Source organism: Halomonas sp. SpR1 (assembly GCF_031010175.1).
GTDB lineage: Bacteria > Pseudomonadota > Gammaproteobacteria > Pseudomonadales > Halomonadaceae > Vreelandella.
On the sequence record NZ_JAUAMB010000051.1, the window covers coordinates 1 to 25,661 of the forward strand.

General features: G+C 54.7%; 22 protein-coding genes. 8 read left to right on the forward strand and 14 right to left on the reverse strand.

The annotated features are described in order from the left end of the window. Positions 1-297: 297 nt before the first annotated feature. From QT231_RS22410 to QT231_RS22425, 4 genes are read left to right on the forward strand one after another with little or no spacing between them, the layout of a single operon-like run. The gene (locus QT231_RS22410) at positions 298-1,356 is read left to right on the forward strand and encodes an iron ABC transporter permease (RefSeq protein ID WP_308339009.1); all 1,059 of its coding nucleotides are present in this window, start codon (positions 298-300) and stop codon (positions 1,354-1,356) included. Further along, entirely contained in the window at positions 1,353-2,150 is a 798-nt protein-coding gene (locus QT231_RS22415) for an ABC transporter ATP-binding protein (RefSeq protein WP_308339010.1), read from the forward strand. Before QT231_RS22410 ends, QT231_RS22415 begins: the two co-directional genes overlap by 4 nt. A gap of 9 nt (positions 2,151-2,159) precedes the next feature. Then, on the forward strand, positions 2,160-3,290 hold the full coding sequence (locus tag QT231_RS22420; RefSeq protein ID WP_308339011.1) for an ABC transporter substrate-binding protein: 1,131 nt from the start codon (positions 2,160-2,162) through the stop codon (positions 3,288-3,290). 46 nt (positions 3,291-3,336) lie between these two features. Continuing rightward, entirely contained in the window at positions 3,337-5,457 is a 2,121-nt protein-coding gene (locus tag QT231_RS22425) for a TonB-dependent siderophore receptor (protein ID WP_308339012.1), read from the forward strand. A gap of 220 nt (positions 5,458-5,677) precedes the next feature. On the opposite strand, the gene QT231_RS22430 is transcribed toward QT231_RS22425, so the two are convergent. From QT231_RS22430 to QT231_RS22440, 3 genes are all read right to left on the reverse strand, one after another. Next, entirely contained in the window at positions 5,678-6,346 is a 669-nt protein-coding gene (locus tag QT231_RS22430) for a lysine exporter LysO family protein (protein WP_308339013.1), read from the reverse strand. After that, positions 6,289-6,624: a hypothetical protein gene (locus QT231_RS22435; RefSeq protein WP_308339014.1), complete on the reverse strand. Its 336-nt coding sequence runs from the start codon at positions 6,622-6,624 to the stop codon at positions 6,289-6,291. Before QT231_RS22435 ends, QT231_RS22430 begins: the two co-directional genes overlap by 58 nt. A gap of 179 nt (positions 6,625-6,803) precedes the next feature. Further along, positions 6,804-7,469 carry a LysE family transporter gene (locus tag QT231_RS22440; RefSeq protein ID WP_308339015.1) on the reverse strand — a complete coding sequence of 222 codons (666 nt, stop codon included), beginning with the start codon at positions 7,467-7,469 and terminating at the stop codon, positions 6,804-6,806. Between the two features lie 87 nt (positions 7,470-7,556). Here QT231_RS22440 and QT231_RS22445 point away from each other — a divergent pair, with 87 nt between their 5' ends. Beyond that, positions 7,557-8,549: a LysR family transcriptional regulator gene (locus QT231_RS22445; protein WP_308339016.1), complete on the forward strand. Its 993-nt coding sequence runs from the start codon at positions 7,557-7,559 to the stop codon at positions 8,547-8,549. Between the two features lie 149 nt (positions 8,550-8,698). Then, the gene (locus tag QT231_RS22450) at positions 8,699-9,253 is read left to right on the forward strand and encodes a zf-TFIIB domain-containing protein (RefSeq protein ID WP_308339017.1); all 555 of its coding nucleotides are present in this window, start codon (positions 8,699-8,701) and stop codon (positions 9,251-9,253) included. A 111-nt stretch (positions 9,254-9,364) separates the two neighbouring features. On the opposite strand, the gene QT231_RS22455 is transcribed toward QT231_RS22450, so the two are convergent. From QT231_RS22455 to QT231_RS22490, 8 genes are all read right to left on the reverse strand, one after another. Beyond that, positions 9,365-10,021 carry a hypothetical protein gene (locus QT231_RS22455; RefSeq protein ID WP_308339018.1) on the reverse strand — a complete coding sequence of 219 codons (657 nt, stop codon included), beginning with the start codon at positions 10,019-10,021 and terminating at the stop codon, positions 9,365-9,367. 18 nt (positions 10,022-10,039) lie between these two features. Beyond that, the gene (locus QT231_RS22460) at positions 10,040-10,423 is read right to left on the reverse strand and encodes a hypothetical protein (protein WP_308339019.1); all 384 of its coding nucleotides are present in this window, start codon (positions 10,421-10,423) and stop codon (positions 10,040-10,042) included. A gap of 369 nt (positions 10,424-10,792) precedes the next feature. Beyond that, complete coding sequence (locus QT231_RS22465) at positions 10,793-11,074, reverse strand: hypothetical protein (protein WP_308339020.1); 282 nt, start codon at positions 11,072-11,074, stop codon at positions 10,793-10,795. 356 nt (positions 11,075-11,430) lie between these two features. Continuing rightward, positions 11,431-12,519 carry a type VI immunity family protein gene (locus tag QT231_RS22470; RefSeq protein WP_308339021.1) on the reverse strand — a complete coding sequence of 363 codons (1,089 nt, stop codon included), beginning with the start codon at positions 12,517-12,519 and terminating at the stop codon, positions 11,431-11,433. A 289-nt stretch (positions 12,520-12,808) separates the two neighbouring features. Next, complete coding sequence (locus tag QT231_RS22475) at positions 12,809-13,891, reverse strand: PAAR domain-containing protein (protein WP_308339022.1); 1,083 nt, start codon at positions 13,889-13,891, stop codon at positions 12,809-12,811. 79 nt (positions 13,892-13,970) lie between these two features. Next, positions 13,971-18,890 carry a DNA repair ATPase gene (locus QT231_RS22480; RefSeq protein WP_308339023.1) on the reverse strand — a complete coding sequence of 1,640 codons (4,920 nt, stop codon included), beginning with the start codon at positions 18,888-18,890 and terminating at the stop codon, positions 13,971-13,973. A gap of 160 nt (positions 18,891-19,050) precedes the next feature. Continuing rightward, positions 19,051-20,988, reverse strand: coding sequence for an SPFH domain-containing protein (locus QT231_RS22485; protein ID WP_308339024.1), 1,938 nt, complete (start codon positions 20,986-20,988; stop codon positions 19,051-19,053). 23 nt (positions 20,989-21,011) lie between these two features. Next, complete coding sequence (locus tag QT231_RS22490; RefSeq protein WP_308339025.1) at positions 21,012-21,644, reverse strand: hypothetical protein; 633 nt, start codon at positions 21,642-21,644, stop codon at positions 21,012-21,014. Positions 21,645-22,208: 564 nt separating this feature from the next. Here QT231_RS22490 and QT231_RS22495 point away from each other — a divergent pair. Continuing rightward, a complete protein-coding gene (locus tag QT231_RS22495) occupies positions 22,209-22,835 on the forward strand; it encodes a LysE family translocator (RefSeq protein WP_308339026.1) in 627 nt (208 codons plus the stop codon). 3 nt (positions 22,836-22,838) lie between these two features. Here the strand turns inward: QT231_RS22495 and QT231_RS22500 are convergent, their stop codons facing one another. After that, the gene (locus tag QT231_RS22500; RefSeq protein ID WP_308339027.1) at positions 22,839-23,780 is read right to left on the reverse strand and encodes a nucleoside recognition domain-containing protein; all 942 of its coding nucleotides are present in this window, start codon (positions 23,778-23,780) and stop codon (positions 22,839-22,841) included. 132 nt (positions 23,781-23,912) lie between these two features. Here QT231_RS22500 and QT231_RS22505 point away from each other — a divergent pair, with 132 nt between their 5' ends. Then, positions 23,913-24,383 carry an Lrp/AsnC family transcriptional regulator gene (locus QT231_RS22505; RefSeq protein ID WP_308339028.1) on the forward strand — a complete coding sequence of 157 codons (471 nt, stop codon included), beginning with the start codon at positions 23,913-23,915 and terminating at the stop codon, positions 24,381-24,383. Positions 24,384-24,389: 6 nt separating this feature from the next. Here the strand turns inward: QT231_RS22505 and QT231_RS22510 are convergent, their stop codons facing one another. Next, complete coding sequence (locus QT231_RS22510; protein ID WP_308339029.1) at positions 24,390-24,845, reverse strand: NUDIX domain-containing protein; 456 nt, start codon at positions 24,843-24,845, stop codon at positions 24,390-24,392. A 41-nt stretch (positions 24,846-24,886) separates the two neighbouring features. Beyond that, the gene (locus QT231_RS22515; RefSeq protein WP_308339030.1) at positions 24,887-25,507 is read right to left on the reverse strand and encodes a TetR/AcrR family transcriptional regulator; all 621 of its coding nucleotides are present in this window, start codon (positions 25,505-25,507) and stop codon (positions 24,887-24,889) included. Positions 25,508-25,661 lie beyond the last annotated feature (154 nt).

A 25,661-nucleotide genomic window follows, 5' to 3' on the forward strand; every position in this document is an offset into this window, starting at 1 on the left:
GGGGGAAGTGTGTCTGAACGACGGAAAAGGGGTAAACAGTAGGCTATTTAAGGCGTGCCAATAGGTGTTTTACGGTATTACAGCCTGAGTGCGGTACTGGCAGAGGCGCTATGAGAAATCCGGGCTAAGACCTTCAATAGAACATAGGGGAACCAGTACGGCAATCAGACGGCGCTAGGTTTCCCTGCGGTTGACAACGCTACGACTAAAGGATGAAAATACAAAAACGAATGAGTTTTAGTCGCAAATAAGACTAAATCTGTTAAATTTGCGTTCTCACTTGGAAACACCTTCACAATGCCCGCCTCTTCGCCGCTTGCTGCTCCGTTGGCATCCACCTATCGGCGCTTTATTGTCGCTCGCCTACTGATCGTCGCAGGCTTAGCGATCGCGCTGGTGTTGTCGCTACTTGCCGATATCGCCACCGGCCCAGCGCCTATTTCGCTTAATAAACTGATCACGCTGATTTTTGATGCCCATTCCCAAGGGCCCATTCAGCAGGCCATTGTCTGGGAGATCCGCATGCCTGCGGCGCTCATGGCGGTGCTGGTAGGCGCCACGCTGGGTCTGGCCGGTGCAGAAATGCAAACGGTGCTGAATAACCCCTTGGCCAGCCCTTTTACCCTGGGCGTGGGTGCGGCGGCCACCCTGGGCGCTTCGCTGGTGATTGTGTTTAACCTTACCCTGTTTGGTCTGAACGCCCACTACGCCACCGCCTTGATGGCGTTTGTATTTGCGGCAGCATCGATTTTGACCATCAATGCGCTGTCTCGCCTCTATGGGGCCAGCCGCGAGATTATCGTGCTGTTTGGGATTGCGCTGGTGTTTGTGCTCAACGCGCTGGTCGCGCTTTTGCAGTTGATTGCCAGCCCCGATGCGTTACAGCAGCTAGTGTTCTGGACCATGGGCAGTCTGTCCCGCTCCTCCTGGGAGACAGTGGCCATTGTGGCGGCAGTGCTGGCCGTTTGCCTGCCCTTCTCACTGCGCAGCGCCTGGGCTATGACGGCGCTACGCTCGGGTGATGAACACGCGCGCAGCTTCGGTATTGGGGTTGAGCGGTTGCGGCTTATCTCGCTGCTTAGAGTCAGCCTGCTCGCCGCCGCTGCGGTGGCGTTTGTGGGCACCATTGGCTTTATTGGGCTGGTTGGCCCGCATATGGCCCGGCTGGCGCTGGGCGAAGACCATCGTTTCTACCTACCCGGCAGCACCCTGGCCGGGGCACTGGTGCTGTCACTTGCTTCTATCGCCAGTAAAACGCTGGTCGATGGGTTGGTACTGCCTGTGGGGCTAGTAACCTCGTTGGTGGGCATCCCCTTCTTTATGGCCTTGATCATGCTGCAGGGGCGAGCGCGATGAGTGCAGGCTTTACGCTCAGCGATTTCACCACCGGCTATCGCAAACGGCGCGTGTTTGAGCAGCTAAACCTGCCCTCACTGCCACCCGGTTCGCTGGTCGCGGTGCTGGGGCCCAATGCGGTGGGTAAATCGACCCTGTTAAAGGCCATCGCGGGCCTACAGCCTTCCAGCGGGCGTATGCAGCTTAACGATATCGACCTTGCCACCCTTAGCGGCGCCGCGCGGATGCGCCATGTGGGCTATCTGCCGCAAACGCTCCCCCAGGCCACCACCCTAGTCGCTTATGAAGCGGTACTTAGCGCCTGTCGAGCCGTACGCCCCGACCTCAGCCGACCACAGATAGACGCGTTAATCGAGCGCGTTTTCGATGCCCTGGCCATTCGTTCGCTCGCCCTGCGCCCGTTGAGCGAACTCTCCGGCGGCCAGCGCCAGATGGTCGGCCTGGCCCAGGCGATTGCCCGCCAGCCCGCGCTGTTACTGCTGGATGAACCCACCAGCGCGCTGGATCTGCGCTGGCAGCTAGCGCTGATCGATACCGTGCGCGCAGTGATAGCGGAGCGTCAGGCGGTCTGCCTGATGGCGATTCACGATATCAACTTGGCCCTACGCTTCTGCGACCAGGTGCTGCTGTTTGGTAACGGCGGTCTGCTGGCCGCCGGCGACCCACACAACGCGATTACACCCGACGTCCTGCGCGACGCCTACGGTGTAGAGGCGCGAGTAGAGCACTGCTCGCTGGGGCGGCCGGTGGTGCTAAGCGATCGCGTCAGCCATCTCTCTGCGAATACCCTCTAGGATACCGACATGCGCCGCTTGGCTATTAGTTTGCTGTGTTGGATGAGTTTGTTAAGCGCTGCCGCATGCTTGGCGGGTGAGCCTGCAGAGGGTTTCCCTAAACAAGTCACCGATTTAGCAGGCCGCCAGGTGACGCTTTCAGCACCGCCGACTCGGCTGTTTCTAACCCAGCCGCGCCAGCTGTATGCCTTGGCAACGCTACTGGATGACCCGACACCGCGCTTGGCGGGCTGGGCTTATCCGCTGGCCGTGTTTGACCCCGCTATGGCCCAGCGCTTTATTACCCAGTGGCCTGTGCTTGCCCAACTACCCACGCTGTCCAGCGCGCCGATACCCCAGCTGGATAGCGAAGCACTGCTGAATCTGGCGCCGGATCTGGTGCTGTTCGATCTCTCCCGCGCTAGCAGCGTAAAAGGCTCCCCACTGGCACGGCTGCTGGACGAGTTGGGCATTGCCTACCTGTATATCGACTTTAACCGTCATCCGCTGGAGAACACGCCCAAAAGCCTCGCCCTTTTAGGCCAGGCATTAAACGCAACGCCCCGGGCTAGCGCGATGATTGCCCTGATTGAGCAGCGCCTGGCGCGTATCGACCAGCGTTTGGCAGATCTGCCCACAGACCCACCCGCTGTGCTGATCAATGTGGCACCCGGGGTCAAAGTTGACTGCTGCCGTACCAATTTAAGAAACGGGCTGGCCGACCTGGTCGCGCGGGCGGGCGGCGATAATATCGCTGACGCGTTAACCCCCGGCGCTTCGGCGACGCTAAGCAACGAGTGGGTGCTGAGCCATCCACCCGACATCATCCTCAACACCGCAGGGCAGTGGCCAGCGGGGGATGGTATCAGCGTCGGGCTTGGAGTTAGCGGTGCGGAGATTGCCCAAGACCTGCGCTCGATTAGTCAAGGACTGCCCGGCTGGTCGCACCTCAACGCCGTTCAGGAGGGGCAATTCTATGCCCTGTGGCACGGCTTTCACCAAGGCCCCTTTGCCATTGTCGCACTGGAACGCATTGCCCAATGGCTCTACCCCGAACGCTTCTATGACCTCGACCCGGCCGCTACCTTCGACGCCTTGCTACCCACCCCGCCAGCGCTAAGTCGCGAGGGGCACTTCTGGGGCGCACTCAACGCTCAATAACGCTTACTCCCTCAACCCACTGACGATAAAAAGGATCTATCCCCCCATGCTTCGCTCCCGAACCATTGCGCTGTTTTCGCCGCTGCTACTGCTGAACCCGCTGCCCTATGCCTACGCACAGCAAGCCAACGAGCCCGCTTCAGAAACTGTTTCAAAAACAGTGATCGTGACCTCGGATCGCCTCACTGACGTAGCCCCGCAGAGCTATCGTGCCCAGCGTTCCAGCTTGGCCAGCAAACAGCCGGTGTCGTTTCTGGAAGAAGCCCGCACGGTGGAAACCGTCACCGCCCAGGTGATGACCGATCATAATATCGACAGCCTCACTGAAGCGATGGCGATGGTCGCAGGGGTGACCGAAGGCAACAATATGGGTGGCACCGAAGACGGCTTTATCAAACGCGGTTTTGGGAGCAATAGTGATGGCTCGACGTTGATCGACGGCATTCGCCAGCCCCGCGGCACTTTCTCCATGGCGACGGTGGATCATGTCGAGGTGCTCAAGGGGCCAGCCTCGCTCTTTCAAGGCCAGCAGGATCCTGGCGGGGTGATCAACCTGGTGACCAAACGCCCAGAGTACCAGTGGCAACGCGAGATCAGCGCCGAAGCCACCTCCCTGGGAGGCGGCAATGCCAGCGTGGATGTCACCGGCCCGCTTGCCGATACCGGGCTGGCCTTCCGGTTTATCGTTCACCATGAAGATGAGGACTCCTTTCGTGCTTTCGGTAATAACCGACGCACGATCGTTGCCCCTTCACTGCGCTGGGAAGGCAGCGATAGCCGTGCACAGATCTCCTATGAGTATCGCGACTATGACTTGGATCTGGATCGCGGCACGGTGATGATCGACGGCGAGCCCGCCAAGGTGCCCAACGACCGCCGTTTCGACGAATCCTGGTCACGGGTATTCGGTCACGACGAAGCCGTCACCGCCTGGTGGGAGCAGGATATCAACAACGACTGGTCGACACGATTAACCTACGGCTGGAATCGCCGCCAGTACAGCGATGGTCAACCGCGGGTACTGCGCGTAAATGAAGACACCGGCGCGCTAACCCGCCGTGCCGATGCCAACTATGGCTTTGACCGCCGCGTGCAATATACCGCCTGGGATACTACCGGCACCGCCACCCTGGCAGGGATGCGCCACGACCTCACAATCGGTGTGGATCATGAGCGTCAGCGGGATTATCTGGCCGAGGTGTATCGCGGCACGGCGGTGACAGATCAAAATATTTACGACATAAGCTACGGCGGCCTGAACCTGGATAGCGATAGCCTTAACACTTCGCGCAGCAACCGCCTGGATGAGATCAATACCACGGGCGTCTACTTGAATGACCGTTGGCACTTCAACGACCGCTGGACGCTGGGGCTAGGCGGGCGCTACACCCACTACGAGCAGTTTGGCGGCCGTAGTCAGGATTTTGTCACTGAAACCGATATCAGCGACGATATTTTCCTACCGTCAGTCAGCCTGCTACATCGTTTGAGCCCGGAGACGTCCGTTTACGCCAGCTATAGCGAAGCCTTTGTGCCCAATGGGGCCGACAGCGATACCGGCAAAACACTGGATCCCGAACACAGCATGGGCAGCGAAATCGGCGTCAAACACCTGTGGAATGACCAACTCTCGTTGGCCGTTACACTGTTCGATATCCGCAAGGAGAATGTTGCTGTCTCTGACAACGGCGTGACCCGTACGGTAGGCGAAGCGGGCTCCCAGGGTGTCGAACTGACTGTTTCCGGCCAGTTGACCGATCAGTTATCGCTAATGGGGGCTTACGCCTACACCGATACCGAAGTACTCAAAGATACCGAAGGCACCCAGGGCAACGCGCTAACTAACGCCGCACGCCATACCGCCAGCCTCTACTTGGCGCACGACCTAACCACCGCGCCTGGGCTGGGCAACTGGCGTCTGGGTGGCGGGGTACGCTATGTGGGCGAGCGCGAAGGCGACGCTGACAACAGCTTCCGGCTAGACGCCTACACCGTCGCCGATGCCTTTATCGGCTGGGATACGCCTTGGCTGGGCGACAACCTGCACCTGCAGCTCAACGCCAAGAACCTGTTTGATACCACTTACTACCCCTCAAGCGGTGGCAGCACGCGGGTAGTGGTCGGCGACCCGCTGGAAGTTAGCTTGCAGGCGTCGGTTAAGTTTTGAACAGGGAATCCCCTTTATAGGCTTTAACCAAAGGCGACGGCTGCCAAAGTCGGGCGACTTGTAGCAAGGTGATATCGACGCCTCGAAGCAGTCAGATAAAATGGTGAAACTGTTCGCTTCTACGTTCATTCGCAGTTAGCCCTGGTAAATTCTGGCCTACGCAAAATTCGAAGCTGAACCACCAGCTACTTTAAACTAAGCAACGATTTTAAGGCTTTTTTCAAATCCCTGGAATCATGATAGTGATGAACACCGGTGCCAGTAACGTCAACAAGAACCCGCTAACCAGAGCCAATGGCACCGCATCGGGCGAACAGGCCTGCTTGATAATCGGCAACGTAGAGTCCAGTGCAGTTGCCCCGGCGCTGCCAATACCAACCTGCGGCTGATGCCGTCCCAAGGCGTAGAGCACCATAATAGCAAGCAGTTCACGAAGCAGGTCTGTCATGAGTGCCATCGTTCCATACACCTGCCCAAGCGCATCACCTATCATGACGCTAGAAAGCGTAAACCAACCGAAACCACTGGCAAGAGCTAAGGAGACCCGTAAGCTTTCACCAGTAATCCAGGCAGCCATAGCACCACCGACCAAGGATCCCAGAACGACAAATAGGGGAACGGCCAATATCGACCACGATAACCACCGCACATTAAGTTTGACCTGTGTTAGGTCGATCCCGACCAGTAGAATTAACAGTAGTAGCATGGCACCGCTTGACGGAAGCGCCAGCGCCTCCTCTAGAATACGATCCTGCAGAAGGTAAAGCGCACCGCCCAGCCCAACCATCACCAGAGCGATGAGGCACTCTTTAAGCGGCGGCCAGATATAGCTCAATCTGAATGGCTGACGCGCTTTGGCAGGGAGACTTTGCCGAGAATGAGCAGGCATGGAAACACCGTGGTGCAGACTGCAAAAACAAACGCTGCCTTCATCACGGTGCCTATTGAGCTTGCCGACAAAATCACCTCACCAAATTCGAATCCAATAAGGAATAGAAGCACCCAAACTAAAGGAGTTATCGAATGTAAAAGTGGCTTACGGAACTGGATGGGAAGCAGCCTTCCAATCGCATACCCCGCAAGTAGCGCAATCAGAATCGGTAGCAGAGAAAAAAGTATTTTCATATTTTTTGAACCATTGGTGAAAAATCGATAAGTATCATGCATCTATCGGCATCTTCTTCACCAACTCCAGATTTAACTATTGGCGACACATAATGGGAGACTCGTGGGTCATGAACAGCAAAGCTGGAATACCCATTCTTCAAAAGACTTTCTCTAATCATTGTCTACCTCTTTTTTTATGAGCTACCAGTTATTCCCTGCACAAGATTTGAGCACCCTTCTCATTGTGAAAAAGTGAACATCATTCCTCCAATCCCCCACAACAGACGCATCGAAAACGCGATGAGCAGCACTCCCATTAACCGCTCGAACCAGTGACCGATACGCAGAAAGCGCGCGCGAACAGGCGGGCTGGTGAACACAAGGCTGACCAACACAAACCAACCGGCATTGACCAGGCACATCCAGCCGCCATAAAGCATTTGGATACGCAATGGCGTCGAATCACTGACCACAGTCGTGAACACGGCCAGGAAAAACAGCGTCGCCTTGGGGTTGGTCGCATTGGTCAGAAACCCCAGCGCGAACGACTGGCGAAAGCTCCTTACCCCTGTCTCGGCTCCAGCATCCAGAGCCAGCCCGGTTGTGTGCTTACCTGCCTGCCGGATGAACGTGACGCCGAGATATAACAGGTAGGCTCCGCCCACCAACTCGGCCGCACTCAGTAACCAGGGGGTTGTGTGCATCAACGCGCCGACCCCCAGCAAGGTATAGATCACATGCACCGAGATACCGACACCAATGCCGACCGCCGTAGCGATGCCTACACGCCTCCCATAGAGCACGCTCTGGCGAATCGTGACGGCGAAATCCGGCCCCGGCGCCACGACTGCAAGAAAGTGGATGGCGGCCAGCGCAAGAAATTCCCCCAGATAATCCGGTGTCATATATCCGTTCCTCTCTCATCGACTATCAATTGTATTGATAAAGAGCGTCTGCGATAATCCAACGTAAATTCAAATACTCTTTGCCTCATGAGCACAAATCAGATGGTCGCCTTGTTGGGCGAAATGGCGGTCTTCGTCAAGGTGGTCGAAACCGGCAGCTTTTCAGAAACGGCACGCCAGCTGGGCGCAACGCCCTCGGCGATCAGCCGCTCGGTTGCCCGTCTGGAGAAGGCGTTGGGTACCCGGCTGCTCCAACGCACGACCCGCAAACTGCGGCTGAGCGAAAGCGGGCATGAGGTTCATAGACGTTGCGTGGACATGGTGAGCGCAGCGCAGGCCGTGATGGCCGTTTCCGGGCAGTTCGACCCAGAACCACAGGGCTTGATACGCGTCAGTGTGCCGAAGGCGGTAGGACGTTTCGTCATCCACCCCCACATTCCTGACTTCCTGACGCGTTATCCCAAAATCGACGTTCAGTTACAGCTCAAGGACAGCTATGTGGACTTGATTGATGATCAGGTGGATCTGGCAATCCGTATTACTGATCGCCCTTCACCAGGTCTTATGGGGCGAAAGCTCATTGACATCGACCATATGCTTTGCGCAACGCCGGACTATCTCAAGCGTCAAGGCACACCAGCGCACCCGCACGATCTGAAAGCGCACAATTGCATTTTTCTGGGTGAGGAACCCGGTGATTCCCGCTGGAAATTCCAGCTCGATGGCAAGAGCGTGAGCGTCAATGTGCGTGGCCGATATGCGGTCAATCACACCGGGGCAAGGCTTGATGCGGTGTTACAGCATCTTGGCATCGGCAGTTTGCCCTACTTCACCGCTCGCCATGCGTTGCAGCAGGGACATATCGTGCAAGTACTTCCGGAATGGCAATTCAAGACCCATTATTATTGCGGCGAGGCCTGGGTGCTTTATCCACCGACTCGATATCTGCCGCCGAAACTTAGTGCTTTTATCAGTTTCATGGCCGAGCGACTGGGCCAGGAACCCACGTTGTATAAAAAGCCGCCCCAGGAACCGGAACTATCAGCCCCTCCCTACGAATCGCCTGAGACGTCCTTTTAGTGGTCGGCGACCCGCTGGAAGTTAGCCTGCAGGCGTCGGTTAAGTTTTAAGTGTCAATTTCTCGGCGTGACAACTTGCTCTTAATTAGCCTTTGTGACAACTTTCATACATGAGAAAGATATCATGGACTTAACAGCAGGAACGCGCCGATGAAATGTACCGCATGCCAACAAGGGAACTTAGTCCCCAGCTTTATTGATGCTCTTTTTCGTAGTCATACTTGCGACAATTGCGGCGGCAATTGGATCTTGATTGAAGACTACATAAGCTGGAAAGAGCGTCACCCCGAGCACGTATTTGAGGATATTGGTGTCGAGAGCGTTGAAGCTGAAGATACCGTAGGCGCGCTTATTTGCCCGGTGACCGGCGGCATTATGAGTAAGTTCCGCATTACTAAAGATAATGCCCACCGAATCGACTATAGCGCCCGCGTCGGGGGCGTTTGGTTGAATAAAGGTGAGTGGGAAATGCTGGTTGCGGAAGGACTGGCAGGCAATTTGAACAGCATACTGACAGATCCCTGGCAAAAGCGGATACGCCAGGAAAAAACCAGTGAAACTTTTGAAAATCTTTATCACAGCAAATTTGGCGAGTCCGATTATCAAAAAGCCTGCGACGTTCGTGAGTGGCTACATAACCACGCTCAAAAAGCCGACTTACGCGCTTTCTTAATGGCAGAAAACCCTTTCTCCGCTATTGATTAAGTGCTTTAGGCTAGCGCTTTAGATAAATGATTAGTCAGCCGCTGATAACCAGCGGCTGTTTTATCTATGCTGCATCATTAATCAATAACGCATGATTAAACCTGGAGCGGCTTAGGGCGAGTCAAGATTGACCAAGTCACTGCAGACGATGCGTACCTGCTCATCGGGCGTATATTCATTGGAAAAGAGATCAAGTCGACGATAATAGTGAGCAGCGCTGCTGATACGTTCGAAGTTGTCCATAAACAGAACATGCGCGTCAATGGCGTCGATAATCCCCTCGAACGGCTCCATGGATACGAATTCGGCGGCGCTCTGCGGCCAGTTATCCATCCCGCTGAGGTATTTGGCCGAGTGCTCCATCAGCATAGCCTGTTTATAGCGATTCGTTTCTTCACGATCACGAAAACGGTGCTTTTCCGCGTTCAGCGACACCGCATCGAGCAGCGCTTGTTGCTCTGCGCTAGGCGCTTGGATCGCGTAAACGCGAGCCAGTTGTGATGCAATACACTGCTCTACCTCGGAGGTGAACAACAGGGCAAAGTTACGAACGAAATAGGAAGCGTTAGATGCCTGTTCAAGACTCATCGGCTGCCATATTGTTGCAACGTCGTCATCGCGAGTCATCGTCCACGCATCGCCCTGTGGCTGAATATTGAGACCATCAACAACCAACAGCTCGAACATTTCGCGAAAAATGGGGAACTTTAAGTAGGTCGAATCGTCGCGAGGGTGTAGGAGAGTTTGATATTGTTCAAGCCGCGACATCTCAGGATCATTCAGACGTTACGTCATCGAATCGGAAACATTGGGTAAGCAATCATGATCACCTGATTGACAAGTCGGCGTTTGATTCATTGGATGGCGGATAAGGTGCAGTACAACGGTGACCTGATCCCCATCCTGTTTGAACTGTCCATGCACGAGACGCTGGATTTCGAGGCCCGTCCTAACGGCTGTTAGCTGCGGGGCGACCATGACCATTTCCTCAGGAAGGCGAGGCGTCACCGACTCAGCCCAGCTTGCCTGCCCAACCGATAAACCAATCAACAAATACCAGAAAAAGTGTTTCACCTGTAACCCCTCAAACTTTGATTTATAAGGCGATGGAGCTTGAATTGCCCTTATGGGCAGCAGTCCACATCGCATGGTTTTATTGGTTAAATACATTCCTGCAGCGCTTGCCCCCGGCGCAGCTCTTTAGCTGTCAGCCCTGCACTATCGCTTGATCAATAATCTGACAAAGCCTATACCTCCATTAATGGTGCATAACAACACCGCCGGGATCGCGAAGAGAAACAGGGACGCAAACAGCCACCCTAAAAATACAGAAGCGATGGCCCCATACTGGTAATCGCAGTAAGACATGTCGCTTGAATATGCGCAAAATTCTCCTTGAGGGTTATGATCAAGCGCCACATAAGTCATGAGTGACGCAATAATCAAGGCAAGCGCAATCGAAACAAGTAGGTATATCACGTTGATCCGCTTTTTATTCACCTTCGCCTTCCCACAGCGCTTGGTCGTCATCCGTAGCTATTACCACGATGTTTGGTTTTTTGTTACCGCCTTCATTAATACCCTCACAAAGCACCAGGTTAATGTTGGAATAAATGCCCATCTTGCGATAAATAAAAACGATCCAGTGAAAAGTTTGCCTATCTCAAAGTACCGATAATGGCAGTCGGTTTGGTTGTAATAGATGCAGTACTCTTGATTGAAGTTATGACTGACGCCAGCGCTGGTCACAAAAGCTGAAAAAGCCACGCAGGAAAGCAGGGCAATGGCCGTATAAATCACTATCCCACGGGGCTTTTCCATCTCAGTTCCACACCTTACGCCAGACCCATCTTACTACCACGTATACCGGCGCAAAGAAGAGTCCAAAGATGCTCGCAACAACCGAAATTACGAAAAAGCCTGAGAAGAACATTTTGATAACAAGGCTGTAATTAAGCCGACAGTTATCCTTATTGTAATAGACGCAGTAGGCTTCCTGATGATTGAGGCTGACTTCTGCCATGGTACCAAAGGCAGCGATGCCTATGGCGATCAAAAGGGCCACTATTATGTATATCTGCAGCACCGAAGGCTTTCTCATCTTTCCCAAGGCCTTGTGTCGTAGAAGTGTTGAGCCTGGGGGCGAGATGCAATCCATTGATTAAACGAAGCCAACACTACAAACGCTCCGGCAAGCTGTTGGTATCATCCAGGCGAGGCTCCTGCTCCAGTAGCTTAGTACGCCACGCAGGCATCTCTTGCTCGTCAACATCCAGGCGTTTCAACCACTGGTCGGCCGCCCAACCGGTCAAACGCAGCTCACCGTGACGCGAGCCACCGTGTAAATCCCCAACCGTTTCGTAACGGATACCTTTGAGCAGATGGTTCAACAGCACGTAGGGGGCTGGTTTAGGGTCTTCAGCATCGCCAGCAATATAAGCGTAAGCCCCCGACTGAATAACCACACTAGGGCCTAAATCATACAAAGCAAAATGGCTGCGAGGCAGCTGCGCTTGCAGGGAATCCAGCCCCCCGACTAGTTGCAAACGCTCCTGGTTGAGTAGCGTCAACCAACTGACGGTTTTGATCTTGGTGGGTTTGAACTGGGGTCGGTTAGCCAATAAGCCCGCCGTCCCCGCATCCAAACCGGGCATGCGGTCAGCCATAAAGGCCTCTGTCGGCTCGTTCTCGCTCCGATTTGTCACGGAAAGGTTGAAGGCATGCCCCGCATAACCCTGCTCCGGGTTTAGCAACCGCGCGAAATCCAGGAATAAACGCAGAAAGCTTAACGGATGCTGCTCCTGATAGAGCAACGGAATGGAGAACTCCAATACGCTAAGGTCACGCCCAATTTTTGCTTGCCAAGCTGCTCGTCCAGATATTCTAAAATACCAAGCACTCGCATCATTGGATTGCTCGCCGCTGGTGTAATAAAAGCTCAGCGGGTAATTCTCGTCCATGCGGGAGAGCATGTCGCGCAAAGGTCTGGCCTCAGGATAGGGGGTTAGCGGACTGCCTTCCGGCGGCTCCTCGCACCACAGCCAAGTGAGGTGTGGCTCAGCCAGACGTTTAAATGCGTCGAAGCACTGGCATAGCGCCTCACGTACCGAGGGCGTATGCGCCTCCTTGAAGTAGAGCGTGCCCCGTAGGCAAAGCACGGCCCCAATATAGTCCTCGGGGCCGCCTCTCATTAAAAGATTGCCGGGCATCTCCAGCATATGTGGTTGCTTAGCTAACGCTTCAGCCAGATCAAATGGCGATTCCACGGTGCTTCTCCATCTCATTTCCGCACCTTACGCCAGATCCATCTTACTACCACGTATACCGGCGCAAGGAAGAGCCCAACAATGCTTGCAATAGCGGAATTTACCAAAAAGGCAAAGAGGATCAGCTTGGTAACAACGCCGTAATTAAGCCGACAGTTATCCTTATCGTAATAGACGCAGTAGGCTTCCTGGTGGTTGAGACTGACTTCTGCCATGGTAGCCAAAACAGCAATACCCATGGCAATCAGGAGAGACACTATTATGTATATCTGCAGCACCGAAGGCTTTCTCATCTTTCCCAAGGCCTTGTGTCGTAGAGGCGTTGCACCCGTGCACCGTAATCGTTTGTGTTTTCTCGGCCCAAGGTAACGTAAATGCTGGCGACTTTTTCTACCGTCGGATTCGGCACCCTGTCACGAATCCGCTTCAAAAGCTCGGCACCCACTCTTATGTTGGCTCGTGGGTCGGATATTACATCCTCTTTCATATATTCAAGCTCTTCCAACAACGGTGCCCAGTAGTCAGGATTCACGTTCATTGGACGGAATGTCTTCTGAGCAATCCCAGTCCCTTTGAGTGCCCAGTCGTCAAAACCAGCACCACCTAGAACAAATTCATCGACAGAGTTCGCTGCATCATAAGCCCGGTCATACCAGCCACGGGTTGTCTCCATGTAGGCGATTGCCATCACTAAATTTGCATCAATACCAACCTCCCTAGCGACCTCGCGATACATGCTCTCGTTCCCCCTGACGTCATTCATGCGGTCTATCTCACGTGGTATTTTTCCTGATTTTGCGTTCGGATCTTCGGCAATCTGAAATATCGCTGGTGTATCGTTGACAATGCTCTCCCACCTATCCTCTGCCATATTAATGATAGGTGGTTCCTGCTCGTCTCCCAAACCTTGCTCACTAGAGCTATCGTTGCCATTAACCAAGGATTGTGGCGATGACTGAGGAGGAGCCGCATGGTTTGTTTCTTTGCCCAGTGCGTCGGCTCGGCTAGCATTTGATTCCGCCTCATGATTAACCTCGGATCCAATGCCTTTGTCATCCGTGGTTAATGTTCTCATCGGAGATCCGCCACCGATAGCAACGTCACCAATAATGACCGTTCCCGAGCCGCTGATAACGGTATTGCCGTGGGCACCGATGCTGCCCAGAGTCGCGGCGGGTTTGCCGTTGACAAATACCGTGGATGAAACCGCTTGGGTAATCGGGCTGCCACAAGCAGATTTGTCGCCTAACCTTGCGGCGGACAAACTGTCGTAAAAAACATCCGGCGAGCCATCTACCAATGGGTTTGTGCCGTGTCCTGGCACAGGGCACGCAGTAGGATCAGTAATACGTGCTGCTGGTTTTCCACTCATATTAGAACTCCTTACTCGAACGCCTTTTATTGATCGACAAACCGAACAGATAAGAGTGAAGACTGCTCTTCAGACGACATTAACTCTCCTCCGGCCTTACCTTCCCCCATTGCCCAACGCCTTCCGCAATCAAGCTTAATTGGCGTACCACTAGGGCACCGGTCTCTTCATTGCCCCCGGTGAGTTGCCGGCGCTGGAACTCTCGTTTGATATCTTCCCAGCGCTGCTTTTCCGCTTCGCTTAAGGTGCCTCTCAGCTCTTTCAGCTTGAGTAGGTTCTCTTCGGCGCCCTGGGTTAACAGCTGCGCTTCGCCGACGTAGTGATCATCAATGATCGCTTCAAGCTCGTCATCGCTGAGGATCGGCGACATCTTCTCCGCCAAGCGATTCATGTTGCGGTAACTACCCTGCAACCGGAAAGAGGGCTCGGTGCGGTACTCATCGGCCTGGGCGCTGGAGGCGATATACTGCTGATTAACGCGCAGTACCACTTCACGGGCTTTGAACATATTTTTCAGCACCGCGACGATCTCTTCGCGCTCTGCGGCGCTATAGTCGTGTTCAAAGTCGGTGCTCGGCACCTCCCGGCCCATGGCGATATCCACAAAGCGGTAGACGTCGTCCATACCGCGCGTTGCCAAAGAGGCAAGCACCGTATTGGCGCTCATGGCGTTCTCGATGTAGGAGAGCGCAAACACCTCCTCCATGCCACTCAACACATCGCCGAGGTTATAAACATCGGCGCGGTTGGCCAGCATATCAGGCACTTTGAACACGTCGCCGCTTTCGGTGTAGGGGTTACCCGCCATGGCGATACAGAAACGCTTACCGCGCATATCGTAGGTCTTGGTACGTCCGTTCCAGATGCCGTCAACCCGCCGACTGCCGTCACATAGCGAGATAAACTTCTGCAAAAACTCCGGGTGAGTATGCTGAATATCATCCAGATAGAGCATCACGTTGTTGCCCATCTCAAAGGCGAGGTTGAGCTTGATCAGCTCGGCCCGGGCGGTGGAGTGGGTAGCCGCGTCAGGATCCAGCGAGGTCACATCATGGCCGAGGCTGGGGCAGTTAATCTTCATAAAGATCAGCCCCAGGCGGTTCGCCACATACTCCATCAGGGTGGTTTTACCGTAGCCGGGGGGCGAGATCATCATCAGCAAACCGCTATTATCCGTTCGCCGCGTGTCGCCTACCGTGCCCATCTGCTTAGCCAGGTTATCGCCAATAATGGGCAGGTAGCTTTCGGTAATCAGCTTGTTGCGTACAAAGGAGTTCAGCGGTTTGGGCAGATACTCTTCGAGCCTCAACCGCTCCCGTTGCTCGCGTAAAATCAGTTGGCGACGCTCTTGCAGTGCCGTCCAGTCGCGTATCACGACCTGCTCATGGTGGCGCAACCGCTCCTGAAAGTCGTCGAGTTGAAGCGTGAGCTCCTGCTGCCCAAGCCGCCCGTGCTGGCCCAGTAAGCCGGTAATGGTGAAGGCGAGTTCGACATTATGGGGCGCGGTGGCTAACCGATCCGCCGTATTGAGCATGGCAATCGCTTCAGGCAGGTAGTGCAGCAACGCTTCTTGCTTGGCTTGCCCGGCGTGAGCCTGGAGCCAGTGGGAAGTGATCACCCAGCGGGCGCCGGGGTTACCCGCCACCACGGCCAAGGCCTCTTGGAAGTGCGAGTAGTGGCCCTGCTGCTGCATGGAGGTGGTAAAGCTCTCCACCAGGCTGGCGGCGTACTGGGTGACCGGAAAACGCTCGCCCTCTTCAGCCAACTGGCGTACCAGAAAATCAGTGGCACTGCTTATCTCACTCACCGAGCAGTTGATCTGCTGGGCCGATACAAAGGCGCCGAGCTGCGGCTGTACTTCCTGGATCAAGGCGTTGAGCAGATCCTCGTTATTCATAATACGGCACAGAATACCCGCTGACAGACAGCGGGCGCGCAGATTGCGGGTCGCCTCTTCATCATGAATACGGTCGGCCCAGAACAGCATCGCCAGCGCCCGGGGTAGCGGCCCAAAACCTAGCAAACCAGCACTTTGGCGAGCCGGCCACAGGGTGCGTACGATTAACGCAGCATCGTGGTCGTGGATGCCTTTTTCGTAGCTTTCGCGATAACGCGGCGAGGCAAAATTGGCTATCTGACGCTGCAGTTCGCTGAAATCTTCCACATTAATGGGCTTGGCACCGGGCTGCGCCAGCTCACCCATAAAGCGATAGGCGAGGTACTCGGCGCGATAAACGGCGGGGCTTTCGGAAGGCAGCAGCATCCCCCAGTAGTCTTGCAACTCGGTCAGCCGCTCGTCTTCCAACGGCTCGTAATACTGGGTGCCCGTCAGGTGCAGCATGATACGCTCCTGGCGCGGCACCAGGGTTAAATCGAGATGCTGCTGGTTGACGCTGAAGCGGTGGCGCGGCCCTAAGCGAATGACATCGCCACCGGATTCATAGATATCGGAACGGTCGCGCACGCTACGCATGGCGGCGTCTTGAGAGGAGCGCAGGCGCCCGGCGATATCGTCCGCCTCAAGGTTGCCGCCCATTGCGCGCAGCTCTCCGATCATGCTGCGCACTTTGCCCACCATGGCATCCGCCGCGAAGAAGCTATGCAGCTCTTCCAGGGTTTCAAAGCGTTCCGTGCGCCGCTCCACATTGGCCAGAATCCGCTGGCTGGCGTCCGTCAACGTGGAGACACGCCGTTGACGCTCGTCCTGCAGCTGCTGGCGGCGTGCTTCGATGCTTTCGTGGGCGCTTTCACGCTGTTCGAGAATGGTGGTCAAGAATTCGTCGAATTCCCCGAACTGACTCTCCAGCTCCTGGAGTTGGTCGAGGATGCGGGTCATTAGCTGATCGCAGTCGTCGGGCTCTCGCAGCGCGCCGACACCGTTGGCCAGGCTCTGCTCAAACAGGCGGATCTGCGCTGCAAACTGCGCCTGGGCCTCGGCGCTTCCCTGTTCTCGTAAACGAATCTCCGCTTCGGAGCGCTGCTGATTAATCGCGGCGTAGATACTCGAGATGTTCTCGGTAATCCGCGTCTGCTCGATGGCATCACCCCCGGACATCGACGACAGCAGCCCTTGGATCATATCCAGGCCCGCGGTCAACTCGCGGTAACGCCCTACGCACTCTGCCAACTGCTGACGATTTTCCGCCTCACCTACCTGCTCTTTTAACGCCGCCAGGGTTTCCCGGTAGCCATCCAAGGCCTCAGGCTGGGCAAGAAAGCTGAAGGTCTGCTGGGTCAGTCCCTGCTCGGCTTTATCCAGCGCCTGCTCTAACGCCTGCAAGCGCTCTTCATCCAGGTAGCGGCGCTCGCGCAGCGCCATCAGCCGGCCACGGTGGTCACGCAGGTGTTTCAGGTAGGTGACGAATAGATCGGGGGTTTTCCAACTGCTGGGCTTTAACTCCCGCAGCAGCGAGGCCTGCTGTTTTTCAACGTCATCGAGCGCCTGGGCAGTCTGGGCACGAATCGCCTGAACTTTTTCATACTCATCGAGCATCAGTTCAGCGGTGTGCTTCAGCTGCTCAAGGGCGGCGTGAATGGTTTGAAAGTCAGCTTCGCCAATCCAGTGGAACTGGTTCAGCGTGCGGTCAACCCGGCGAATAATGGCGTTAAAGTGCCGCTCGGACGCCTGCTGCTCGTTAGCGAGCTGCACAATGCTATTGAGTTCGGCAATGCCGCGCACCAGGTCAGGATTGCCGATTCGGCCTAGGGGGGTGTCGTTACGCACCGCGTCCTGGGCATGAAAGCGCTCCGACATAAAGGGCGTCGCCCATACCTGGATGGGGTGAACCAGGGTTGGCTCATCTTCGGCATAAAAAATTGCCAGTTGGCCGTTTTCAAGTATCGCCGCCCCATGCCCCACCATGGGGGTATCGACCTGCTTGCGGATCAAGTTGTAGCGGTAAAGCACCACCTGCCCGGTTTGTGGCGCGTAGAAGACATACAGAACATCTTCGCCATTCGGGGAACGCACCATTCTCTTGAAGCGCAGATCCTCTTCAGGCACTTCGTAGGTGGTCAGCTCCCCGGTATTCAAATAGTAGCCCGTGGGAAATATCAGGCCGTGGTTTTCCGGCAGTTCAACCACCGAACCCGCCATGGCATCGACACGTTTAACGTGTTGTTCAGCGCGATTGAAAAGGTAATAGCGCCACTGCTGCTCATTAAAAGGCAGGATACGAATCAGGACGACAGCACCAAGGTCGGCGTATTCAAAGGTGGCATCGTCCAGCGACTGGGAGTCTGACGCCACCGGGTCGGCGAATACACCCTCGCCGCTGCTGGTGTTGTTCTCGATCTTGAAGGTAATGTTACCGCGCAGGTTATCGACAAAGACGGTATCAAGAATATTCAGATGCGGCGCGCGGCCCTGCTCCTGCATATCCCGACCCGCTGTCTGCCAGGAGAAGGCGAAGCGGTCGGGAAACACCAGGTCGCGCTCACCGCGGTTATCGATATAGCGGCTCACCTCACCGCTCGCGGCCAATTCCCAGCGGAAGACGCGCAGGTCGCTAAGCTTTTCACCTATTTGAAAAGCAATCAGCAGTTTGTTGTTCAGGGTGACCAGTTGAACCAGCGTAGCGTGACTGTAGTATTTCTGGAGCTCTTTGAAATCCTGAACAAAGCGGCTCTCGGTGAGGAAGCTATCCGCCATCGGCGCTTCGCTTAACTCCAGCCCCTCTTCATCGTCTTTGAGGTAGTAGAGCGCAAAGATATCGCTCGCCTCAAGCTCTTTGCGCAGCCCCAACTGCACATTAAAGCCAAACAGGATTTGCTCGCCAATACGCACCATATCGCGGGCAATGGCGTTATTTTCGGTGCGTACCCGGGCTCTGCCCAACAGCGACATGCTGCTGCTACCGAAAACGTCAGCGCGGGCTTCGTTCAGCTTACCGATCGAAGCGCCCAGCTCGCCGCCCTGGGTTCTCAACCGCCGCTGGATCGTCTCGAATGCGGTGCTTTCTCTGACGATGTTTTCAACCGAAGAGTGCTCCTTCGACATAGTATTCATCCTGAAAAAGTGCTCACTAGAAATAGCAAAGACCGCAATGGGGTGACGATTGCGGTCTTAGAAAGGTGCCACTGGCCGCTTGGAACGATGTAGCCGAGACTCTCTGCATAGGTGGGAAGGCGACTCTCTGCATAGAGAGCCGCCCTGCCCTTTAGGCAGATTCGGAGGCTTTGCCAGCGTCAGCGTTCAAGGCACGGTTTGCCAAGCCCGCCAGCGTGGCTTGTAGCGCTGGCGACTTATCGAGCACGCCTTGTACTGCTTTACCGTAGCCCAGGCCGGCGGTGAGTTTTTCAAACACATCGCTGTCGCCACCAATCAGTTCAAACTTGGCATTGTTCATCGCGGCAGCCATCACCTTGCCATTCTCCAGCATGCCGATGCGCTGGGCTTCGATTTGCGCCATGACTTCTTTTTCGTGCACTTCCAGGTTCATACGGAACTCTTCGAAGTGGCGAGCTTCTTCGGACATATTGTCGTAAGCGCGTAGCTTCTCCACCAACCCATTGGCTTCGGCTTTGGCCATCGCTTCTCTGGACTGTGCTTTCGCAGTGCCCAATTTTTCTTCGCCCATGGCCTCAGCTTCAAGGCGCTGCTCAAGAATACGCACTTCCGCCAGGCCGGCATCCTCATCGGCTTTCGCATTGGCCGTTTTAACCTCGGCAAGGGCAAAGCCTTCGCTACGCTGGGCGTGGGCACGCGCTTCGAGCACTTGCGCTTCGGCAAGGCCGTCTGCGGCGGCAAGCGCCTGGTGACCGCGCGCCTGCTTCTCTTCTGCGGCGGATTTCTTCTCGGCGGCGTCCAGATCGGCTTGAGCGCGAATAACCGCCTCTTCCGCTTCCAGCTTCGAGCGCTCGAACACAGCTTCCGCGGCACGGACTTCTTTAAGCTTGAGCTCCTCTGCCTCGGCTTGGGCAGCAGTCAGGCGAGTGACCTTCTGACGCTCGGCTTCGGCGCGATTGCGCACATCGTTAATGTTCTCTTCTTCTTCCGCCACGCTGCGTTCAACCGCAATACGCTGGCTGGTAATCTCGGCGATCTCTTTGCGCTCCTCTTCCAGCGCTTTCTCCATACCGATTCGTTCAATTTCGACCGCGCGCTCGCGGGTCACATCCTCAAGCTCTTTGGCCTGGCGAATGCGCACCTCTTCTACCTGGACTGCACGCTCGCGGGCCTTGGTGGCCATTTCGATCTGACGCTGCTTGTTCTCTTCAGCAATCGCCAGCTCTTCATCGGTTTTAATCCGGGCCGCTTCGCTTTTCGCACGCTCCTGCTGAAGCACCTGCTCGGCTTCGGACTGCTCACGAGACTGGAGGCTTTCGATTTCACGCCGCTGACGCGCCTCGGCATCCGCCTGTGTCCGCTCAAGTTCTAACGCAGCTTCACGCGCGGAGACATTCTTGCGCTGAATCTCCAGCTCTTGGTCACGCTCCAGGCGGTTGGTTTCAACATTGTGCCGGGCAGTAATCTCGGTAATACACTTGATACCCTCTGAATCCAGAATATTGTTCGGATCCAGCGAGCTTTTCGGTGTCTGCTCTAAATAATCAATGGCCACGTCTTCGAGAATATAGCCATTGAGATCCTGGCCAATGGTCTCAACGATGGCGTCGCGGAACTGCTGACGCTCTTCGAAGAGCTGCATGAAGTCCATCTTTTTACCGACGGTCTTCAATGCTTCGCTGAACTTGGCGTTAAACAGCTCATTAACGGCATCACGATCGGAGGCACGGCCTACGCCAACGGATTTGGCAACCCGCAAGACATCTTCGGCAGTCGCATTGACACGCAGGTAAAACGCTACGCTGATGTCGGCACGAAGGTTGTCGCGGCAGATCAGCCCCTCTTTCCCGGTACGGTTCAGCTCCAGGGTGATCACCGAGATCTTCATGGTTTCCGAACGGTGAACAACGGGCAGCACCATGGCGCCGGTAAAGTAAACCTTGGGAGTCGTGGAAAGGTCATTGACGATCAATGCCTGCCCTTGGTCGATCTTCCGATAAAAGGCTTTAAACAGTGACAGTATTACAAGCAGTGCAATAACAAGCACACAGACACTAACCAGTAGTGGCATAATCCACGACAAATCCATCTTCATCTCCTGCACCAAGGCAATTAATCGGCTAAGCCGGCTTCAAAATCTTTCTCAGATACCACCCAGTACGCATCTTCATTAACCAAGTACTGAATGATGATGGCTCGCTCACCCCGCACCAACGCTGAGTCGCTTCGCACTTGTAAAATAAGATGGTCACCATCGATATGTGCATCGGCGCGGCCTTTCTCTTTGTTCACTTCTGCCGAGCGAACGGTGCATTGCTTACCTGTCAGTCGCTGCTCAATTGGCAGGTGTTGAGCGGGGCGAAAGAGGGGCCGCAAAGGACGAATTAGTAAGGAAGTTATGATAGTGGCAACTACAAAACCTAGAACCAGCACAACGCCATTAAACAGCCACAGTAACAAGCCTGGGTTAAGGTACGTTCCCAAGAGCAGCGTAGCGAAGTAGCTAAACAGCCATCCGGTTAATGCCACCAGTGTGATCACCAATGGCAGGGGAACGCCGTGCAAACCCAGCGTTGCCAGTAAGCCACCCAACGCCAGCGAACTTCCATCGCCAACATCACCCTCTATGACATCGCTATCGGCCAACCCCGATAGCGAAAGTAACCAGTAAACAACAGCCACACATAGGAGTACCGTAAAAATCACGGTAGGAAAGGTAGTGATAATCGAAATAAATAGAGGCATGCGCCTGAAGTCCAGTAAGGCTAAATACAAGCGTCATCGATACCGAATGCCGCCATGAGTGATCGCCCTTTTCATTCTTGATGAGAAAGGGCGCTTCTACGAACAGTAGTATTAAGCTGACGCCAATTACCGATTAGGCTTTGAGCTCGGATTAGATAGGGCTTTGCACTTTTGACAACGCCCCTTAAGTGCGAAGAAAAACTACAGCATCCACTAATAAAATCAATTCGGTCATCGATTTTTAAGAGATATCTTACAAAACCAATGGCGAATGTCTTACAAAATCTATAGCGAATGTCTTACAAAACTGGGTGCTCCCCACTGAAATGCTGACGATCTCGAGCAAATCGAAGCGGACTTGAGAGCATGCCGACATTGTAGAACCAGGCGTGTGATGTGCTCGCAACCTGAAAGAAGAGCCACTGCCAAAAGAGATATTAGAGGCGTGCAGAGCAGCTTGCTAATTCACAGACTCTCTAAAATGCAACTTTGAGTCGCCGACACGGGGGTTATCCATTAGGATTAACGGAATGAGACATTTCAACCTCATCAGGAGATGCGCCCATGCTGCTTTCCACTTGGCTGCTTTTTGTTGCCGTGGCCATGGTCAGTATTGCTAGCCCTGGCCCCGCGTTTCTGGTCGCAGTACGCAATGGCATGACAGGCGGCACCAAGCGCGTCGCGCTATCATCGCTGGGCAATATTACAGGCTTACTCATACTGGCGAGTACGGCTGTATTGGGGCTAGGCGTAGTACTTAATGCCTCAGAGGTGTTGTTTAGCCTGCTTAAACTGGGCGGCGCGGCTTATTTGATCTATCTGGGTATTCGTCAGTGGCGTAGCCGAACCTCTCTTGCAATCTCTACTATCGCGGCTAAACCAACCCCTAGGTGGCGCACCTTTAGTGAAGGCGCACTGGTAGCTGTGAGTAACCCTAAAGCGATTCTGTTCTTTACCGCCCTGTTTCCACAGTTTTTGGATACACAGCGAGCCTTGCTCCCCCAGTTTTCGCTTATGGTGGGCACCTTTATGGCGCTCTCCTTCGCCGTTTTAATGATCTATGGCGGGCTCGCGAAACACCTCTCCCGTTGGCTGAGCAGTGCCTCACGGGTGAAGTGGGTTAATCGTATGATGGGTAGTGCTTTTATCGGATTGGGCATCTCTATTTTGCGTTTACGGCAGCCGGTGTAAAGGCTATTTATTACTCACTTCGGTTGCAGGCCAGCGGGCAATTATCGCAACAACCACAACGGCAAACAACAGCCGTGCCCACAAGATGCCCGCCACGTCGGCCCCGAGCATTAAGATCAACAGCGTATCCTCTATAACGCTATGGCAGAGGCCGAGAAAGCATAGCGCAAGCGTGCTATCGCGCTTGCTAAGCACACCATTTTGCACGTCTCGGATCAGCAGCCCGGCGCCATAACTTAATCCCAACGTAAAACCAATCACCGTCACATTAGCGGCCGAACGGCCAATGCCTAATAGCTTGAGTAGCGGTAGTAAAACAAGATGAATCCATCGCTCCAGGCCAAGTTTTCTCAGAAGTTTTAACAGCACGATCAGCGCTAAAATAATCACAAAAATAAGCGCTAAGGTTTCAAGCTGAGCAACGGCCCAACCGCTTAGCGTTGGCTCCGATGAAAGGCTTGGCTGCCATATCAGCTCAACCGGTGCCTGCAGCAAACCAAACGTTGAATAAAAGCAGTGTAACAACCAAGCAAACAGCAAAGCCCCGCCGACACGCAAGGCTAAGGTGGCCCACCAGGGCACCCCCGCCCGCTTGGCAACCGCTCCCTCCACAGGAATCGAGTGTCCTACCAGCATCAACGCCCCTAACACCGTTACTTGCTCGACACTCAAGGACATATCACCGGCTACTTGAAAAAACACTGCAATGGCCGTGTACAAGTTGGTAAAGAGCGCCGCCGCCCATACAACGCCCAACTGCTCAGGCAGGCCAAGTACGTTCATTAAGGGGGCCAGTAATGTTCCCAACCAATCGACAACACCCAACAACTCTAACCCTTTGACGATGAGCAACGCCGGAATCAGGATTTTGAGTAGCGTTACGTATACACGCAGCGCGTCTTTGAGAACGCTACATAAACCATCCAATAGGTGATAAGTGCTCATAGGCCTCTAGCTCTCCATTGCCATCGTCTGAATAATCGTTATGGTAAAGGAGGCAATGCAGAATCTTCCTTTCAATACTGCATTAACAATCACTATTCATTCTTTATAAGCACAGGAAGAGCATTTTATTTCATGGACGCCATTGATCGACGAATCCTTGACCAGCTCCAGCGTGACGCCAGCCTAACCAATCAAGCGCTGGCAGATGAGATAGGGCTCTCTCCCTCTGCCTGTTTAAAGCGGGTAAAGCGGTTGCACGACGCGGGAACCATCGAACGGGAGGTGGCACTGCTCAATCCTGACGCCCTTGGGCAGTGCCTGCATATGGTGGTGGAGGTGACGATGGAGCGGGATAATAAATTGCTCTATCAGCGCTTTTTGAAATCTGCACTGAGCGCACCGGAAGTTAAGCAGTGTTACCAAGTGACCGGCGAATGTGATTTTGTATTGATTGTGACGGTGGCTGATTTGGATGAATACGACCGTTTCTGCGATCGCGTTTTGTATGGCGATGACAACCTGCGCAAGTTCCGCACGTTACTGTCGCGTAAGCGGCATAAGTTTGAGACGTTGGTACCGATGGAAAGCATACTCTCTACATAGCGAGATTTACTCTGCTAGGGCAATGGGATACGTCTGCCAACCGGTGGGCGATTCATCTCCCAGCCAGTGGGCTAGTACCGCCTGGCTTGCCGGAAATAGCGGAGCAGGCAGAGCGCCGGGACTGAACCAACGCCATTCAGTAAATACTTCCGGCTCAAGTACTAATGCTTCAGCATCCTGCTCCACGTTGGCGAGTACGGCCCCTGTCACTATAGAGACTGCACTATTCAAGTTCTGGGTAATCGCCAGCAACTTTGGACGCTGCAGCTCGGAAATACCCGTTTCTTCAGCAATTTCGCGAACAGCCGTCGTCTTAAATGACTCTCCCGCATCAACATGTCCACCCGGCAAACACCAGCTTGGCGACTCGCCGGGTTTATCGCGGTAGCCAAGCAGCACAGTTCCATCAGGCCGGACAAGAATAGCGCCAACACCGATTACAGGCTGTCCGATATTGTCCATCATTAATCCCTTTTGCAGATCAGTTAGAGCACTTAGTTCACTTAAGCCGTCAGCCCAATCCCGCGCAAAATCACCGAGGTGACCGACTGCACGGCTTTTTCGAACTGCAGGTCGTCCAGCGGTTGGTCGTCGTTTAGCAGGCAGATCTGGTAGTCGAAATCAGCGTAGTGCTGGGTGGAGGCCCAGATCATATAGAGCAGGTAGGAGGGCTCGACGGGGTTGATCTGCCCAGACTCCACCCATTCGCGAATTTTTGATTCTTTGAGCTTGGCCCATTCGTAGAGGTTGTCGCGTAGGCGCTCTTTCAGAATCGGGGCGCCCTGCATCACCTCGGCCGCCCATACCTTTGAGCCGTGGGCGCGATTGCGGGAGTGGTTCATCTTGGCGCGAATGTAGGTGGAGAGCACCACGCGGGGGTCATCGTAGAGCTCGAAGCAGAGCGCGTCCTGCTTCCAGACCTCTAGAAGCTCCAGCAATACGTCCTGGTACAGGGCCTTTTTGGTCGAAAAGTAATAGTGCACGTTGGACTTGGGAATATCGGCCATCTGGGCGATTTCCCCCATGGAGGCACCGGCGTAGCCTTTTTCGGCAAATAGCTGCTCCGCCGCTAAGAGAATCTTCTTAACGTTGGTCTGGCGAATTTCGTCCTGGGTTCTTGCCACGCTGCATTCGTCCCTTACATCGAAGATAGGATCGAGTAGGAAGGGGAGTCGCCTCCCCTGTCCTCTCACACCACCGGGCATACGGTTCCGTACCACGGCGGTTCATGAAGAACGCTTGAGCCATCTTACCGCGTCCAGTATCGAGATCAGTCCC